This window comes from Lentibacter sp. (assembly GCF_965657785.1).
Taxonomy (GTDB): domain Bacteria; phylum Pseudomonadota; class Alphaproteobacteria; order Rhodobacterales; family Rhodobacteraceae; genus Lentibacter.
This window is the reverse complement of the sequence record NZ_CBFHPP010000032.1, coordinates 1-16,509: the sequence shown is the minus strand read 5'-3', so window position 1 is coordinate 16,509 and position 16,509 is coordinate 1. Positions and strand designations below refer to the sequence as shown.

Annotated in this window: 17 protein-coding genes, 1 tRNA gene and 1 pseudogene; 10 read left to right on the top strand and 9 right to left on the bottom strand. The window is 59.4% G+C overall.

The features are described 5' to 3' along the window. The 4 genes from ACTF58_RS12470 to ACTF58_RS12455 all read right to left on the bottom strand — a co-directional run. Positions 1-718, bottom strand: a 718-nt coding sequence (locus ACTF58_RS12470) for a TAXI family TRAP transporter solute-binding subunit (RefSeq protein WP_438992296.1), incomplete at its 3' end; no start/stop codon positions are given. 18 nt (positions 719-736) lie between these two features. Then, positions 737-2,644, bottom strand: coding sequence for a TRAP transporter permease (locus ACTF58_RS12465; protein WP_438992295.1), 1,908 nt, complete (start codon positions 2,642-2,644; stop codon positions 737-739). After that, a complete protein-coding gene (locus tag ACTF58_RS12460; RefSeq protein WP_438992294.1) occupies positions 2,641-3,147 on the bottom strand; it encodes a MarR family winged helix-turn-helix transcriptional regulator in 507 nt (168 codons plus the stop codon). The genes ACTF58_RS12465 and ACTF58_RS12460 overlap by 4 nt, the downstream gene beginning before the upstream one ends. Before the next feature lie 100 nt (positions 3,148-3,247). Next, positions 3,248-3,334: transfer RNA gene (locus ACTF58_RS12455), tRNA-Leu, on the bottom strand. A 67-nt stretch (positions 3,335-3,401) separates the two neighbouring features. Here ACTF58_RS12455 and ACTF58_RS12450 point away from each other — a divergent pair. Beyond that, on the top strand, positions 3,402-3,752 hold the full coding sequence (locus ACTF58_RS12450) for a VOC family protein (protein ID WP_438992293.1): 351 nt from the start codon (positions 3,402-3,404) through the stop codon (positions 3,750-3,752). Here ACTF58_RS12450 and ACTF58_RS12445 read toward each other — a convergent pair. Both ACTF58_RS12445 and ACTF58_RS12440 read right to left on the bottom strand, forming a co-directional pair. Continuing rightward, on the bottom strand, positions 3,749-4,312 hold the full coding sequence (locus ACTF58_RS12445; protein WP_438992292.1) for a tetratricopeptide repeat protein: 564 nt from the start codon (positions 4,310-4,312) through the stop codon (positions 3,749-3,751). The genes ACTF58_RS12450 and ACTF58_RS12445 overlap by 4 nt on opposite strands. A 30-nt stretch (positions 4,313-4,342) precedes the next feature. Further along, the gene (locus tag ACTF58_RS12440; protein ID WP_438992291.1) at positions 4,343-4,834 is read right to left on the bottom strand and encodes an Lrp/AsnC family transcriptional regulator; all 492 of its coding nucleotides are present in this window, start codon (positions 4,832-4,834) and stop codon (positions 4,343-4,345) included. Between the two features lie 79 nt (positions 4,835-4,913). On the opposite strand from ACTF58_RS12440, the gene putA reads away from it, so the two are divergent. The 3 genes from putA (at position 4,914) to ACTF58_RS12425 (ending at position 9,638) form a co-directional block, all read left to right on the top strand. After that, on the top strand, positions 4,914-8,360 hold the full coding sequence (putA, locus tag ACTF58_RS12435) for a bifunctional proline dehydrogenase/L-glutamate gamma-semialdehyde dehydrogenase PutA (protein WP_438992290.1): 3,447 nt from the start codon (positions 4,914-4,916) through the stop codon (positions 8,358-8,360). 172 nt (positions 8,361-8,532) lie between these two features. Continuing rightward, entirely contained in the window at positions 8,533-9,273 is a 741-nt protein-coding gene (locus tag ACTF58_RS12430; RefSeq protein ID WP_438992289.1) for a rhomboid family intramembrane serine protease, read from the top strand. Further along, entirely contained in the window at positions 9,270-9,638 is a 369-nt protein-coding gene (locus ACTF58_RS12425) for a GFA family protein (RefSeq protein WP_438992288.1), read from the top strand. Before ACTF58_RS12430 ends, ACTF58_RS12425 begins: the two co-directional genes overlap by 4 nt. A 3-nt stretch (positions 9,639-9,641) precedes the next feature. Here the strand turns inward: ACTF58_RS12425 and ACTF58_RS12420 are convergent, their stop codons facing one another. Continuing rightward, the gene (locus ACTF58_RS12420; protein ID WP_438992287.1) at positions 9,642-10,433 is read right to left on the bottom strand and encodes an inositol monophosphatase family protein; all 792 of its coding nucleotides are present in this window, start codon (positions 10,431-10,433) and stop codon (positions 9,642-9,644) included. Between the two features lie 78 nt (positions 10,434-10,511). Continuing rightward, positions 10,512-11,417, bottom strand: coding sequence for a LysR family transcriptional regulator (locus ACTF58_RS12415; protein WP_438992286.1), 906 nt, complete (start codon positions 11,415-11,417; stop codon positions 10,512-10,514). 93 nt (positions 11,418-11,510) lie between these two features. On the opposite strand from ACTF58_RS12415, the gene ACTF58_RS12410 reads away from it, so the two are divergent. Beyond that, positions 11,511-12,377, top strand: coding sequence for a methylenetetrahydrofolate reductase (locus ACTF58_RS12410; protein ID WP_438992285.1), 867 nt, complete (start codon positions 11,511-11,513; stop codon positions 12,375-12,377). 59 nt (positions 12,378-12,436) lie between these two features. Then, a complete protein-coding gene (locus ACTF58_RS12405; RefSeq protein ID WP_438992284.1) occupies positions 12,437-12,928 on the top strand; it encodes a PaaI family thioesterase in 492 nt (163 codons plus the stop codon). 169 nt (positions 12,929-13,097) lie between these two features. On the opposite strand, the gene ACTF58_RS12400 is transcribed toward ACTF58_RS12405, so the two are convergent. Further along, entirely contained in the window at positions 13,098-14,279 is a 1,182-nt protein-coding gene (locus ACTF58_RS12400; RefSeq protein ID WP_438992283.1) for a serine hydrolase domain-containing protein, read from the bottom strand. 120 nt (positions 14,280-14,399) lie between these two features. On the opposite strand from ACTF58_RS12400, the gene ACTF58_RS12395 reads away from it, so the two are divergent. The 4 genes and pseudogenes from ACTF58_RS12395 to ACTF58_RS12380 form a co-directional block, all read left to right on the top strand. Continuing rightward, positions 14,400-14,792 (top strand): diacylglycerol kinase, encoded by a 393-nt coding sequence (locus ACTF58_RS12395; RefSeq protein WP_438992282.1) that lies wholly within the window; start codon positions 14,400-14,402, stop codon positions 14,790-14,792. Positions 14,793-14,976: 184 nt separating this feature from the next. After that, positions 14,977-15,477: a YbjN domain-containing protein gene (locus ACTF58_RS12390; RefSeq protein ID WP_438992281.1), complete on the top strand. Its 501-nt coding sequence runs from the start codon at positions 14,977-14,979 to the stop codon at positions 15,475-15,477. Between the two features lie 29 nt (positions 15,478-15,506). After that, positions 15,507-16,325 carry a pyrroline-5-carboxylate reductase gene (gene proC / locus ACTF58_RS12385; protein WP_438992280.1) on the top strand — a complete coding sequence of 273 codons (819 nt, stop codon included), beginning with the start codon at positions 15,507-15,509 and terminating at the stop codon, positions 16,323-16,325. Continuing rightward, positions 16,318-16,509: pseudogene (locus ACTF58_RS12380) on the top strand (tRNA-binding protein); the annotation flags it as partial. The gene proC and the pseudogene ACTF58_RS12380, both read left to right, overlap by 8 nt.

Sequence of the window (16,509 nt, the reverse complement as noted above, 5' to 3'; positions counted from 1 at the left end):
TCTCGTTGACCGTGCCGCCAGTGGCCGCGTTGATCTTGAGCTTTTCGATTGGCACATCCAATAGGCGAATTTCTTTGGTCAGCGAAAACTGCTGGATCGCAGGGCTGGGCGAGTTTGTGGGCAGGACAATCACGTCGATCTTGTCATCCTGAAACGCCTGAATCGCGGCATCATAGCCAAACTCGACCACATCCATATCCTCAGGTGTGAGCCCTGTTGCGTCTTTGACATTGCGGGTGACCACATTTTTCGCCGCGCCGCCAGGAGGGCCGAAGAAGACTTTTTTGCCCTTCATGTCCTCAAGCGTCATAATGCCAGAATCCGCGCGTGTGACGTAGTGGTATGGGCCGATCTGGTAGGAGAAGATCATGCCAACGTTTTTTTCAAGCTCTGGGGCGTTTTCCATAGCCTTGAAGGGGCCAATGTTGTTGGCCATCAGCCAGTTGATCGTGGGCGAGCCAAAGAGAAAATCGACCTTTCCCATAGCGGCATCAACCGTATGTTTGGTCGCAGCGCCCGTGGCACGGACCTGAAACTCGACCCCGTCAACCTTGGTGTTCACCACCTTGGAAATCGCTGTGTTGACAACAAAAGGCGACATCCCCGGCGCAATGGACGTAACTTTGTAAATTTCGGCCACAGCGGCAGAGGCCATAAGCCCGCTCGCAACAGCCCCGGCAGCCACATAGCGCAGCCCTTTTGTAAGTATGTGTTTCATTCTTTCAGTTCTCCCTTTTTATACGTGTTTGGCCGCCCCAAGACGGCGTGAAAAAAGCCCTGCCACAAGCGTCAAGATCAGGGCTGGAACATAGACCATCGGAATAGGGATCATGGCCCCCAGACCAATCACAAAGCGCACCCCAGACTGGCCAAAACCAAGGCGTCCAAGCACCGGATCAGCACGGCCCAGCGAGGTGGCAAACATCCAGATCGCCGCCAGAAGTCGCAAAACCGTCAGGGCCAGCTCGCTCCAGCTAAATTCGCCTGCCACAAGCAGCAGCGAGGGCGAATAAACGAAAATATAGGGCACAAGCAGCCCGACAATCGAAATGCGCAGCGCGACAAAAGCGGTTTGCAAAGGGTTCCCCCCTGCAATCGGCGCGGCGACATAACAGCCATAGGCGATCGGCGGCACAATCGAGGAATAGACCGCATAATAAAGCACAAACATATGCGCCGCGAGCGGCAAGACCCCCGCCTTAATGATCGCAGGGGCAATCATGATCGCAATGATGAGATAGGCGGGCAGCGTGGGCAGCCCCATTCCAAGGATCAGCGCGCCGAACATGGCAAGGATCAGCGCAATCACCAGATAATCCTCGCCCCAGCCCGAAATTGCCGTGGCAAAGCGGATCGCCACGCCTGTTTCGTTGATCACCGCGAGCACAACGCCAATGACGGCGACCGCCAGCATGATCTGCGCCGCAGATATCCCGCCCGCCACCAGCGCATCCCAGATCCGCATCGGTTCGCGGCGAAAGTCAGGGTTGAGCACAAAGCCGGCCCCTATGGCTGTCAACACACCAACAAGCCCCGCCGTGGCGGGGGATTTGCCCATCAGAAACGTGATCATCAACATGACAATCGGCAGAAAAACCAGAAGCGAATTGAGCCAGTCACGCGCGCTCAGCACAGGCAGCTCTTCCTTCGGCACAGGCTTGATATCAAGGCGGATCGCCTCGGCATAAACTTGGGCAAAGAGGCCGATATATTTGAAGAGCGCAGGCAAAGCTGCCGCCGCAATCACCATGGCAAAGGGCATCCCCACCAGATCGGCCATGATAAAGACCGCCGCCGCCATGATCGGCGGGGTAAGCTGCCCACCCGAGCTGGCCGCTGTTTCGACAGCACCTGCAAAATTGGCAGAAAAACCCTGCCGCTTGATCATCGGGATCGTAAAGACACCCGTGCCGGCAATATTGGCCGCAACCGAGCCTGACATCATCCCGAATACAGCGCTTGCGACAATCGCCGCATGGGCCGCGCCGCCACGGATCCGCCCTGTCAGGGCTGTGGATATGTGAATGAGGCTCTCGCCTGCCCCCGTGCGCTCCAGCACAGCGCCAAAGATCAGAAAAATTAGAACATTATCAGCCACAAGCCCCGTGGTGCGCCCGAAAATACCATCAAAGGAATACCAGACGATCTGCATGAAATCGGCTATATTTGTGCCAAAATGCTTGAGAATACTTGGCAGATACGGCCCAGCAAAGCCAAAGGCCACAAAGCTCAGCGCCATGATCACAAGCGAATAGCCCCATGCGCGAATGGTCAACAAGAGGATAGCGGCAACGCCCAGAAGCCCGCCTGTGATATTCATCGGCGTGGCAATATAAAATCCGGTCCAAAGCTCGGCTTTGACACGGTAAAACCAGATCGCAGAGAAGACAAAAGCCGCCACAAGCAGCACATCAAAAAGAGAGCCAAGCCACGGCGCGCGCTCAAACAGCGCAAGCTTGGCAGCCGGCTGGGTCAGCACAACAATCAGAGCACTCAGCGCAATGACGCTAAAGCGCGCAGTCGCTTCGTCGAGCGTAAAAAACGCGATCACCGAGATGATAATCAGGGAAAACAAACCCGCAATCCCGCGGCCTGTGCGTTGCAGCGGTGTTTGGGCGCCTGTCGGCATCATCCCTTCGCTCATAGCGCGGCCCCTTCGGCTTCGGCCCGCTCTAGCGTATGCGCCGTCAACTTATCCAACAGGCGCAGAAACTCTGCGCATTCTTCGGAGGTGAAGCAGTTTGACATATACTCGTTGCGCAGCGTGGCTTCGGCGAGAACGTCCGCATGAAGGGCGCGCCCCTGTTCTGTGAGCGCGAGCGTGATAACGCGGCGGTCGCCCTGTGACGGCTGCGAGGCGATATAGCCGCGCTCCACAAGGCCACTTGTGATACGGCTCATCTGGCCCTTGTCCATCACAAGCATTTTGCGCACATCAGAGACTGTCGCCGCGCCCAGCGCCTCGGTGATCCCGATGACGCGCCACTCATTGAGGGTGATGCCAAGGCGGCTCTGAAAGTTCATACCGCCCATGCGCTCGATCAGACGGTTGAACCGCGCAACCCGAAACGACAAGGCATCCGTGATCGCCGTAATCGGCGGGTGAACCCGCTCTTGATCCGAAACCCTCGTTTGAGTGACTTGCATAACATCTCTCCCCTTGCGGCAAGAGTGTCGTATCGGTTGATTAAGTCAACCAAAAAAGCGACAGACCGCCGCAGTTGAGGTGGTGTAGAGCGTCAATTGCTGGTACCCGCGGCCGGACTCGAACCGGCACGGCCTATACGGCCTAGAGATTTTAAGTCTCCTGTGTCTACCATTCCACCACGCAGGCCAGCGCGGCTTGCCTAAACCGAGCGGCGCATAAAAACAATCCGCTTCTTTCACATTAGGGCCTGAATATGACCGTGAACCGTATCACCGCCACTCTCAACAGCCGCTCCGTGAGCGAAATGCGCAGCTTTTATGAGGAGGTGTTCGGTCTAAGCCTTGCGACAGACCTCGGCTGGAGCGCCACCCTTGGCACAGATGAGGACGCCCCCGTGCAATTGAGCCTTGCCACACATGGTGGCGAAGATATGCCAGTGCCCGAGATTTCCATTGAGGTTGACAACCTTGACGAAGTCTTGGAGACCGCCCGCGCGCTTGGGCATGATATTCTTTATGGTCCCGAAGACGAAAGCTGGGGCGTGCGCCGTTTTATGTTGCACGATCCGTCAGACAACCTCGTCAATGTGATGATGCCTCTTTAAAGGTCGTCACCCTTGGGCTGCTGAGGCGTTTTCATCGCAGGATCAGAGAGCATATGCCGCTCGGGCAGCCAAGGGTTCAGCCCCAGCGCAACCTCGAGATCAGCCCGCGCCTCTGCCGTGCGGCCCAGCGCATAATAGCTCAGAGCGCGCCCCGTCAGCGCGCCTGTATGGGTCGGTGACAGCTCTAATGCGCGGGTCAGATCTATTATCGCTGGCTCGTAATCGTTGCGCATGAAATTGATGAAGGCGCGCTGATTGTAGCCCTCGGCATATTCAGGGCAGTAGGCCACCAGCCGATCAAAGTCAGCCCGCGCCCCAAGCAGATCATATGAACCGCGCTTGCGCATCCCGCGGTCGAGGATTTCCTGCGCCGTCTCGTCGGGCGCATCGGTCCAAAGCTCCCACATCTTGGTGTTGAGCGGCGCGGCGTGCGTCTCGTTTTTGGCGGCGCGCACTTGCTCAACCAACTCGGCCAAGCGCACAGAATGATCAGGCGCGACAGGGCATTCGCTTGCCAGCACAGGGCTGGCCAGCATCAGAGAGACAACAAAGACTTTCATGCCCTCATCATGCCCGCCAGCAGGGGCAGGTCAAATAACATCCGCGAGAGTTGTTTCTTTCACCGCCTGCATCGCCACATAGGTCGAGGTCGAAGAGACATAGGGCAGCGTCGAAATTTGTTCTGCCATAACAATGCGGTAGTCGTTCATATTGTGGGTGCGCACCTTCAATAGATAGTCAAAGTTTGCCGCCATCAGGTGCACCTGTTCGATCTGGGGGATCTTGGACACAGCCGCGTTAAACGCCGCCAGCGCCTTTTCGCGGGTGTCCGAGAGGCGCACTTCGACAAAAGACACATGGTCAAGCCCCAAGCGGATCGGATCAAACAGCGCCTTATAGCCAGTGATCACGCCGCTCTGTTCCAGCCGCTTGAGCCGCGCCTGTGTTGGCGACTTTGACAGCCCAATCCGCTGCGCCAGCTCGGTTACAGCCATACGCCCGTCACTCGCAAGCTCGGAGAGAATCTTGCGGTCAAAGCCATCCAGCTCGATCCGACCTTGAATTATGGTATTTATAGCCATTTTGCCTCTCACTTTCAAACTTATCGGGAATATCGCCCTCTCAATCATGCGTATATAAAACAAAATGGAGGAGCCTGCCATGCCTAAGACCCAACAAAAATCGCCCCTGCGCGCCGCAATCAGCGCCAATATGTATGCCAATGAAGCCGCCACACTTCAGCGCCTGATTGCCGAGGCGGGCCTTTCCAAGGAAACACGCAAGCGCATCTCTGCAGACGCGGCCACGCTTGTGCGCGGTATTCGTGAAAGCTCCGATCCGGGGATGATGGAAGTCTTTCTCGCCGAATATGGCCTCTCCACTGACGAAGGCATCGCGCTTATGTGTCTCGCCGAGGCGCTCTTGCGGGTGCCTGATGCCGAAACGATTGATGCGCTCATTGAAGACAAAATCGCCCAGTCTGATTGGGCCAGCCACTTGGGCGAAAGCACCTCGCCGCTGGTCAATGCCTCCACATGGGCGCTCATGCTCACAGGCAAGGTGCTCGACGAGCCAGCCCCTGGCATCATCGGCTCGCTCAGAGGCGCCGTGAAGCGCCTCGGCGAGCCTGTGATCCGCACAGCCGTGGGCCGCGCCATGAAGGAAATGGGCCGCCAGTTTGTGCTTGGGGAAACCATTGTGGGCGCGATGGAGCGCGCCGCCAAGATGGAAGCCAAGGGCTATACCTACAGCTATGATATGCTCGGCGAAGCCGCGCGCACAGAAGGCGACGCCAAGCGCTATCATCTGGCCTATAGCCGCGCGATCACCGCAATTGCACAGGCCTGCACCCAGGCTGACATCCGCGAAAATCCGGGCATCTCGGTCAAGCTCTCGGCGCTGCACCCACGCTATGAAGAGGCGCAGCGCAGCCGCGTCATGGACGAACTCGCTCCGCGCCTGCGCTCGCTCGCGCTTCTGGCCAAATCCGCAGGCATGGGCCTCAATATCGACGCCGAAGAGGCCGACCGCCTCGCCATTTCAATGGATGTGATCGAGGAAGTTCTCTCCGAGCCAGCCCTCGCAGGCTGGGACGGCTTTGGCGTTGTTGTGCAGGCCTATGGCCAGCGCGCAGGCGACGCGATCGAGCTGCTCAATGCTCTGGCCGAGCGGCTTGACCGCCGTATCATGGTCCGCCTTGTCAAGGGCGCCTACTGGGACACCGAAGTGAAGCGCGCGCAGGTCGAAGGCGTCGAAGGATTCCCTGTCTTCACAGCAAAGCCCGCAACAGACGTAAGCTATATCGCCAATGCCAAAAAGCTCCTTGGCATGACCGGGCGCATCTATCCGCAGTTTGCCACCCACAATGCCCATACAGTCGCCGCCGTCCTTGATATGGCCCGCGATATGGGCGTAAGCCATGACGCCTATGAGTTCCAGCGCCTGCACGGCATGGGCGAAGCGCTGCACGACATCGTGCTGAAAGAACGCGGCAGCCACTGCCGTATCTACGCCCCCGTCGGGGCGCACCGCGATTTGCTGGCCTACCTCGTGCGCCGCTTGCTTGAAAACGGGGCCAATTCCAGCTTTGTGAACCAGATTGTTGATGAGGATGTGCCTGCCGAAGAGGTCGCCACCTGCCCGTTTGACGCGCTCACAGTGGCCCAGCCCAACATCACCCAAGCGCCCGATTTATTTGCGCCAGAGCGGATCAACTCCAAAGGTTTTGACATCACCCATGCGCCAACGCTGGCGCGTATCGAAAAAGCGCGCAAGCCTTTCGCCAGCCATGTCTGGGAGGCGGCACCGCTCATCGCAGGCAAGGCCAAGCCTTTAAAGGCCCATGAGGCGCGCAACCCCGCCAACCCCGCCGATACCGTGGGCAAGGTTGCCTTCGCCTCGGCAGCGGATGTCGAGACCGCGCTCAAAGCCGCAGCCCCTTGGGACGCAACTCCCGAGGCGCGCGCCAAAGTTCTCAACAAGGCCGCTGATCTGTATGAAAAACACTTCGGCGAGCTTTTCGCACAGCTCGCCCGCGAAGCTGGCAAAATCATGCTCGACCAAGTCGGCGAGCTGCGTGAAGCGGTCGATTTCCTGCGCTATTACGCCGCCAATGCGCCCCATGACGCCCCTGTCGGCACGTTCACCTGCATTTCGCCGTGGAACTTCCCGCTGGCGATCTTTACGGGGCAAGTCAGCGCCGCGCTGGCCGCAGGCAACGCCGTTCTGGCCAAACCCGCCGAACAGACCTCCCTCATCGCTTACCGCGCCGTGCAGCTTCTGCACGAGGCGGGCGTGCCCGCGAGCGCGCTTCAGCTCCTGCCCGGTGCGGGCGATGTCGGCGCAGCGCTCACATCTGATCCGCGCGTTGGCGGGGTTGCCTTCACGGGCAGCACAGAAACGGCACTCCTAATCCGCAAGTCCATGGCCGATCACCTCACCCCCGGCGCGCCGCTGATTGCCGAGACGGGCGGCCTCAACGCCATGATCGTAGACAGCACCGCCTTGCCTGAACAGGCCGTGCAAGCCATCGTCGAAAGCGCCTTCCAGTCCGCTGGCCAGCGCTGCTCCGCTCTGCGCTGCCTCTATGTGCAGGATGATATCGCCGAAAGCCTGACCCATATGCTCAAAGGCGCGATGGACGAACTTTCCATGGGCGCGCCATGGCTTCTGAGCACAGATGTTGGCCCCGTGATCGACGAGGACGCCCGCGCAGGGATTGCTGCACATATCGAAACAGCCCGCGCCGAGGGGCGCTTGCTGCACGAGCTGCGCACGCCAAACTCGGGGACATTTATCGCGCCAACGCTTATCAAGGTGGGCAGCATCGCAGACATGGGCCGCGAAATCTTTGGCCCCGTGCTCCACATAGCAACCTTCAAAGCCAGCGAGATCGATACCGTCGTCGAGACCATCAACGCTACGGGCTATGGCCTCACTTTTGGGTTGCAAACGCGTATTGACGACCGCGTGCAGCATATCTGTGAGCGCATCCACGCGGGCAACATCTATGTCAACCGCAACCAGATCGGCGCAATTGTCGGCAGCCAGCCCTTTGGCGGCGAGGGGCTCTCTGGCACGGGCCCAAAGGCGGGCGGTCCAAACTACCTGCCGCGCTTTGTGAAGCCTGCCGCGCAGGCCGCCAAAGGCGCATGGACCGCAGCGATCACAGCGTCAGACCTACAAACCGCGCTCGATATGGCACCCCGCGCAGACACCGCGCAAACGCAGGTGATGCCCGGACCAACAGGCGAGTCCAACAAACTGATGCTGGAGCCGCGTGCACCGCTGCTTTGCCTTGGGCCAAGTGCGGAAACCGCCGAGGCGCAGGCCGCTCTCGTGCGCGCCATGGGCGGGGTGGCTGTGAAAGCGACGGGAGACTTGCCCGCTGAAGCGCTCACAACCCTCACAGGTTTTTCGGGCGTTCTTTTCTGGGGCGCCGCAACAGAGGCGCGCGCCTATGAGCAAGCCTTGGCGGCGCGCAAAGGGATGATCCTGCCGCTGATCACCGCGACGCCCGATCTGGCGCGCGTGATGGGCGAGCGGCACGTTTGTGTGGACACCACAGCCTCTGGCGGAAACGCCGCGCTTTTGGCAGGGCAAGGGTAAAGGGCTTCGAATTTCGCTGCGCGAAATCCGACCAAAACGAGGGGCGCTGCCCCTCAGATTCATAAGCCATAGGGCTTATGAATCCTCCCCCCGGGATATTGAGAGAAAGAGGAAGCCGCAACGCCGCGCATTGGGGCTTTTCGTCCGCGTGTTTTGAGCTTAGCTTCAGTTCATGTTTCCATTTCGTGATCATAATCCAAGCGGGCGCACGCCCTATGTGACCTACGCGCTGATCGCTGTGAACATCGCGGTGTTTCTGAGCTATTGGCATTTGTTTGCCGACCCTCGCGCGCTCTCTGCGTTCTATTTTGAATATGCGCTGATCCCTGCTGCCATCACGACGGGGCAAGGCTATGAGGGTCTTATAACGTCAATGTTTCTGCATGGCGGGCTTATGCACCTTGGCGGGAATATGCTGTTTTTATGGATTTTTGGCGACAATATGGAAGACGAGATGGGGCCTCTCGGATTTTTCATGTTTTATACCATGGCAGGGCTTCTGGCGGGCTATGTGCACGTCTTGTTTGCCCCCGGGTCTGCTGTGCCGACTGTTGGCGCATCGGGGGCGATTGCTGGGGTCATGGGCGGCTATCTCTTGCTCTTTCCGCGCGCCAAAGTCGATATCCTGTTGATCATCGTCATCTTCTTTCGCGTCTTTACCCTGCCCGCCTATATCATGCTGGCGATCTGGTTTGCTTTGCAGTTCTTTGGCGGCCTCAGTGCCGACCCAAACACCGGCGGAGTTGCCTATTGGGCTCATGCGGGTGGCTTTGTCGCGGGGATTTTGTTGACGCTGCCCACATTTTTGCGCCTTGGCGGGCCGCGCTTCTGGCAGGAGAACGACTTTCACCCGCCCCATCCAGACGCAACATATGACCCCTCACGCATTCCTATCATCAGGAGACGCAAATGAGCCAAGCCCATAAACTCACCTGTCACTGTGGAGCCGTCGAGCTCGCGGTGACGCTTTCCGACGGGCTTGCCACTGCGCGGCGCTGTGATTGTTCTTTCTGCCGCCGTCGCGGGGCTGTGGCCGTGAGCGCGCCTCTGGACGGGATCAAGATCGTCAAAGGCGCGGACAACCTCACGCTCTATCAATGGGGCACAATGACGGCGAAGCATTACTTCTGCAAAACCTGCGGGGTCTACACCCACCACCAGCGCCGCTCGAACCCGAACCAATACGGCGTCAATATGGGGGCGCTTGAGGGTGTAAACCCCTCAAAGCACGGCCCGATCCCTTGGGCTGACGGGGTCAACCACCCCGCTGATCGCTGAAGATTAGCTGTTGCGGATGAGCTTGCAGAGCGGGGCAAACATCGCGTCATTGGAGCAGATGATCTCGCCAGTATCCAGAATGCGCGCCTCGGGATCAATCGCCTCGGCAAAGCCACCCGCTTCGCGCACGATCAACATCCCTGCGGCGAGATCCCACTCGCTAAGCCCACGCTCCCAATAGCCGTCAAAGCGGCCAGCCGCGACATAAGCCATATCCAGCGAGGCCGCGCCCCAGCGACGCACACCGGCACAGCCCGGCAACACACGCGCCAAGTCTTTCAGCGTGGCGGGCAAGTCGCCATGGCCCGAAAACGGCAGGCCCGTTGCGAACACACATTCGTTCATGTGGCGGCGACCCGAAACGCGCAAGCGACGGGCGTGGTCTTGCCATGCGCCTGAGCCTTTCTCGGCGTAAAACATCTCGTCTTTTGCGGGGTCAAAGACCACAGCCGAAATCACTTCACCCTTGTGCTCAAGCGCGATAGAGACCGCCCAATGTGGCATCCCGTGCAAAAAATTGGTTGTGCCGTCCAGCGGATCAACGATCCAGCGGCGCGTCGGGTCTTGGCCCTCTTCGGCGCCGCCCTCTTCGGCCACCCAGCCATATGTCGGGCGCGCGCCCATCAGCTCTTCCTTGATGATCGCCTCAGCGCGCAAATCGGCTTTGCTCACAAAATCGCCTGCGCCCTTTTGAGAAACCTGAAGCGCCTCAACCTCGCGGAAGTCCTTCACAAGACTGCGGCCCGCTTTACGGGCGGCTTTGATCATCACGTTAAGATTCGCGCTGGCTTGCATGGCTCAAGCTCCTTCGGGGGGTGTCAAACCGCGGCTATACGCCTTGGTCGCGCCCCGCGCAACCCATAGCAACAAAGCCTAGCCCCTTTGCAGGCGAATGGGGATTTCGCGCGCCAGCTTGAGAAAATGCGCCATAAAGGGCAAGCTCGCGTCCTCTTCGCGCACAGCGGCATAGAGCCGTTTGGTTTTGCCCGTCTCAGTGAGCGGACGGGTGATATACTCCGCCGAGGACTTCACCTCGCGCAAAACCCAGTCGGGCAGCACAGAAACACCGCGCCCCGCCGCGACCAGCATAAGGATCACGGCTGTCAGCTCGACCTGACGCACCGCCAGCGGCTCGACCTTGGCAGGGCTGAGCAGTTCGGAGAAAATATCAAGCCGCGCGCGCTCCACTGGATAGGTGATCAGGGTTTCGCCCCTGAAGTCTTCGGCTTCGACAAAAGCCTTCTCGGCCAACTTGTGCTTGGCTGAGGCGACAAAAACAGGCGCATAGTCAAACAGGGGCACAAAGACGACGCCCTTGAGCGTTTCGGGATCAGAGGAAATCACCACATCGACCTCCTCGCGCATCAGCGCGGGCAAGGCCTCAAACGCAAGACCAGGGCGGATATCAACATCAACTTCAGGCCAAGGCGCGCGGAACTGTTCCAACACGGGAAAGAGCCACTCAAAACAGGCGTGACATTCAATCGCAATGTGAAGCCGCCCGGCGCTGCCTTGGCGCAGGCCCATAAACTCGGCCTCCAGCGCGGCAATTTCGGGCAGAACCTTTTCGGCCACGCGCAAAAGGCGAAAGCCCGCCGCCGAGAGCTTCATCGGCTTGCTGCGGCGCACAAAAAGTTCCACCCCTGCCTGATCCTCAATCCCCTTGATCTGATGGGAGAGCGCCGATTGCGTAATGTTAAGGCGGTCCGCCGCGCGGGCCAAACCGCCTTCCTCATGGATCGCCTGAATGGTGCGCAGATGGCGAAACTCGATGTGCATATGTGAACACGCCTCATAATAAGAATGAAAGTTATGAATTTGTCTCACATTCATTTTGCGGGCACAAGAGAGCAACCGCCATGAAAGGCCCCTGTGATGACACCCCAAGTTTCTTTTGAGTTCTTCCCGCCCCAAAACCTTGAAGCCGCGTTCAAGCTCCATGAGACCGTGCAATCGCTCGCTCCCTTCGGGCCGAGGTTTGTCTCGGTCACTTACGGAGCAGGCGGCACCACGCGCGCGCTGACGCGCGAAGCGGCTCAAACCCTGCACAAGACAGCGGGGCTGCGCGTTGCGGCCCATCTGACCTGTGTCGAGGCAACCCGCGACGAAACACTCACAATCGCCCGAGACTACGCCAATGCGGGCATCACAGACATCGTGGCGCTGCGCGGTGACGCGCCCAAGGGCGCTGGCGGCTTTCGCGCCCACCCCGAAGGGTTTGCCGATTCTGTCGAGCTGATCGCCGCCTTGAAGGCCGAGGGCAACTTCAACATCCGTGTCGGTGCCTACCCCGAGCCACACCCTGATGCGGCCTATACTGGCGCGGACATCGACCACCTCAAGCGTAAGTTCGAGGCTGGTGCTGATGAGGCCATCACACAGTTTTTCTTTGATCCGATCCATTTTCTGCACTTCCGTGAGGCCTGCGCCAAAGCGGGGATCGACGGGATGATCACGCCTGGCATCATGCCAATCGAGAACTGGGCAGGGGCCAAGCGCTTTGCCGCGCGCTGTGGCGCCTCTGTGCCGGCCGAACTCGACGATGCTTTTGCCAAAGCCGCGCGCGACGGGCGCGAGGAGCTTCTGGCGACAGCGCAGGCGACAGAACTTTGTGACATCCTGATGGAAGAAGGCGTGTCGCGCTTTCACTTTTATACGCTCAACCGCCCTGCCCTCACCCGTGACATCTGTGTGGCGCTCGGGCTTGAGCCAAGCGCCACCCTGCGCAACGTGGCGTAAGAGTTGCACCCCATCGGGGGCCACTCTAGCGTTTTGTAAACCTATTTTACGGAGCGCAGATGAGCCAGAAACGTTATATTGCCAAAAGCCCGGAAGAGCTGCCTGATCTCGCGGCAACGCTCGTCCGCTCGGGGCTTGAATTCATGCAAGATGTGCGCGACGGCAAGCTTGCCGGCCCGCCCATCGGCGCGCTCATGGGCTTTTGGCCGACACTTGTGGAAGAGGGCAAAACCGTCTTCACAGGCACACCCGAGTTTAACGTGACCAATCCGATGGGCACAGTCCATGGCGGCTGGTATGGCACTATTCTGGACAGCTGCATGGCCTGTGCTGTGATGACGCTCGTGCCCAAAGGCTCAGTTTATACCACGCTGGAATTCAAGGTGAATATCTTACGGCCCATTCCGCTTGGCACAGAAGTCGAGGCCATCGGGACGTGCCAACACGCGGGCCGCTCCACAGGCATTGCCAGTGGCGAGATCAGGGGCGTAAGCGACGGCAAGCTCTATGCCACAGGCTCGACCACCTGCATTATCATGAAGATGAAATAAAGGAATTGCGCCGCGCTTCGCGCGTCGCCCCATGCGCTCGCACGCGAGCGCATGGGTGGGGGACGTTGTTGTCACGCGCCTTGCGCGCGGAACCGACAGAGAGCACTTGCTGCGCAGAGTCAGGCCTCAGACTCGCTAGGATATTTTTAGCAAAAAGAAAGGGAAGGCGTTAGTCAATCAAGGCGCCGTGGATGAGCGCTTTCAGCTCGGCGCGGTTGCTATAGCTTGAAGACGGAATGAGCTGGGTAAAAAAGACCACGCTCAAGTGCTCGACAGGGTCTGTCCAGAAATATGTGCTCGCCAAGCCGCCCCAGCCAAAGTCTCCGACGGAACCTTGGACCCGCACGCGGGCAGGATCAAGCACCACGGCGCCACCGAGGCCAAAGCCCATCCCAGTCATCGGCATTTCGGCAAAGCTCTCAGCGCCCATCGAGGCGATATCACCCTTCAGGTGGTTGCGCGTCATGAAGCCGACGGTCCGTGGGCTGAGCAGGCGCACGCCCTCAAGCGCACCGCCAAGACGGATCATCTCGCCAAAGCGCATATAATCCTTGAGTGTAGACACAAGCCCTCCGCCGCCCGCATGAAGACTGACGCGGCCTTCGGCAAAGCGGCTGTCCTTCGCGCTGTCAAAGAGCGCAAGCGGCTCCCCCTCGCGCTTTTCGTAACAATCGGCAAAGCGCGCGAGCTTGTCCGCAGGCACATCAAACCCCGTATCAACCATGCCGAGCGGATCAAAAATCTCGCGCTGCATCACCGCGGCCAGCGTCTCGCCTGTGATCACTTCGATCACGCGGCCGATCACATCTATCCCGACCGAATATTCCCAAGCTGTTCCCGGCTGAAAGCAAAGCGGCAGCTCCGCAAGCACTTTGCACCACTCCTTGAGCGTGACGCCCTGCAAGCCAGTTTCGGAGAACCGCCGCGCATAGGCTTCAGGCACAACGCCTGTGTTAAAGCCATAGGTCATACCGCTGGTGTGGGTGAGCAACTCATGCAGCGTGGGGCTGCGCGCGGGGTCGCTCTGGTCTTCTCCCGTAGCCCCTTGGCGCAGCGCACGCATCTGACCAAATTCGGGCAAATACTCAGACACAGGCGTATCCAGAACAACCTGTCCACGTTCCACCAGCATCATCAAAAGCGTGGTCGTGACCAGCTTGGTCATCGAATAGATCCGCAGAATCGTGTCGCGCTCATAGGCCTGACCGCGCGCCAGAGAGGCCAGCCCATCGGCCGCAAAAAACGCCTCCTCACCATGGCGGTAAACCAGAATGGAGGAGCCACTGTAGCGCCCCGCTTCGCGGTAGCCGCGCATCCAGTCTTCGATCCGTGCGAGCCGTGCTCTGTCCATGGCCTGTCTCCCCCTAAGCTGACCCATAGTGCGCGCAGCACACAACCTCTGCAAGTCGCCCCTTGCAGCCCAGCGCGATTTGGGAAAGCTTTGGCACACGTTTTCCTCGAAAGGCCCGCAATGCAAGACTCACAGCAAAACCCCGTCCCCGAAAAAGTCACAGGCATAGCCCATCTCTTTGCCGCGACGCGCTATTCGTCCCAAGGCTTTCTCCGCCTCTGGGGCGAAACAGCCTTTCGCCATGAGCTTCTGGCGGCGGCGCTCGGGCTTGGGCTTCTGCTGATCTTGGGCGCGCCCCTCCTCTGGGTCGTGGCGGTGGCGGTGCTTGCGCTGCTGACCTTGGCCGTTGAGGCCCTGAACACAGCCATCGAAGAGATCGTGGATCATGTCTCGCCGGACTGGTCGCTCGCGGCCAAACACGCAAAAGACATGGGCTCTTTTGCCGTCATGGCGCTGCTCTTTGCCACGGGTCTTGTCTTTGCGGCCGCCGTTTGGAGCAGCTTCACAGCATAAATAGTATCCGCTCACAGGCTATCCACAAGTTATTGGGGTTATCCACAATAAATAGCTTTACAGGGCCAGAAGGCCCCGCTTACCATATTTGGTAGGACAAGGGGACCAAACCCCATCCTATCGGGCAAATCAGGGCGTCTGCGCGGCACAAGGGCAGGCCTCTGAGGCAAAATGAGGTGGCGAAATGGCACTATCAGAGCAATATATAGACGACGAAATTCACCCCATCGACATTGTCGAGAGCCTTGCCTCCCACAATGACTGGGAGTTTGACCGCGTGGCGGACAACCAGATTTCCATGTCTGTCGAAGGTCAATGGCGCACCTATGGCGTGACGCTCGCATGGTCGGACTATGACGAAACCCTGCGGATGATCTGCACCTTTGAGATGGAGCCGCCCGAAGACCGGCTCCCAGAGCTTTTTGGCGCGCTGAACGAAGTCAACGACCAATGCTGGACAGGCGCTTTCTCTTATTGGGCCGAACAAAAGCTGATGGTCTACAAATATGGCCTCGTCCTCGCGGGCGGCATTCTGGCCTCGCCAGAGCAAATCGACACTCTGATCAACAACGCCGTCTTTGCCTCCGAGCGCTATTACCCCGCTTTCCAGCTTGTGGTCTGGGGCGGGCGAACGCCGCGTGAAGCGATGCAAGTCGCCATTGCAGAGGCCTACGGCCACGCGTAACCTATCCCCGAACGCTTTCGGGGGCAGAGATGACATATTCGGATATTGCAACAAAAGGCCTGGTTCTCCTGGGCTGCGGCAAAATGGGATCGGCCATGCTGGAAGGCTGGCTCAAAGGCGGGCTGCCCGCCGCCTCCGTCTATGTGATTGATCCAAAGCCCTCCGAGTGGCTCCAAACCACAGGCGCACATCTGAATTCAGAGCTGCCCGAAGCCCCCGCCATCGTGATTGTCGCCGTGAAACCGCAGATGATGGGCGCGGCCCTGCCCACGCTTCAGGCGATGGGCGGCGGGGCCACACTGGTCATATCTGTCGCCGCTGGCACGCCGATCAAGCATTTTGAAGCGGTGCTCGGCGCAGATACCCCGATTGTGCGCGCCATGCCCAATACGCCCGCCGCCGTTGCCCAAGGCATCACTGCAATTGTCGGCAACAAAGCCACATCACCCGCACATCTCAACGCCGCCCAAGCCCTGCTTGAAGCCGTCGGAACTGTCGTGCGCCTCAAGGCCGAAAGCCAGATTGACGCCGTCACAGGCGTCTCTGGCTCCGGCCCCGCCTATGTCTTTCATCTGATCGAATGTCTCGCCGCCGCAGGCGAAGCGCAGGGCCTTGCGCCCGAACTGGCAATGCAACTCGCCAAAGCCACAGTCGCAGGCGCAGGCGCGCTCGCCATCGGCTCAAACGAAACACCGAGCCAGCTGCGCGTCAATGTGACAAGCCCCAACGGCACAACCCAAGCAGGCCTTGACGAGCTGATGGACAGCGACCGTGGCTTGCCCCCGCTGATCCGCCGCACCGTCGCCGCCGCAACCAACCGCTCCAAGGAGCTTGCCCGCGATGCCTGATCCCGTGACGCCCACCATCGACTTTAACGACTTCCTCAAAGTCGATATCCGCGTCGGCACCGTGATCGAGGCCGCCCCCTACCCCGAGGCGCGCAAACCTGCGATCAAGCTTGTGATTGATTTTGGTGGCGAGATCGGCCAGAAAAAATCCTCTGCCCAGATTACGGACCACTACACCCCCGAG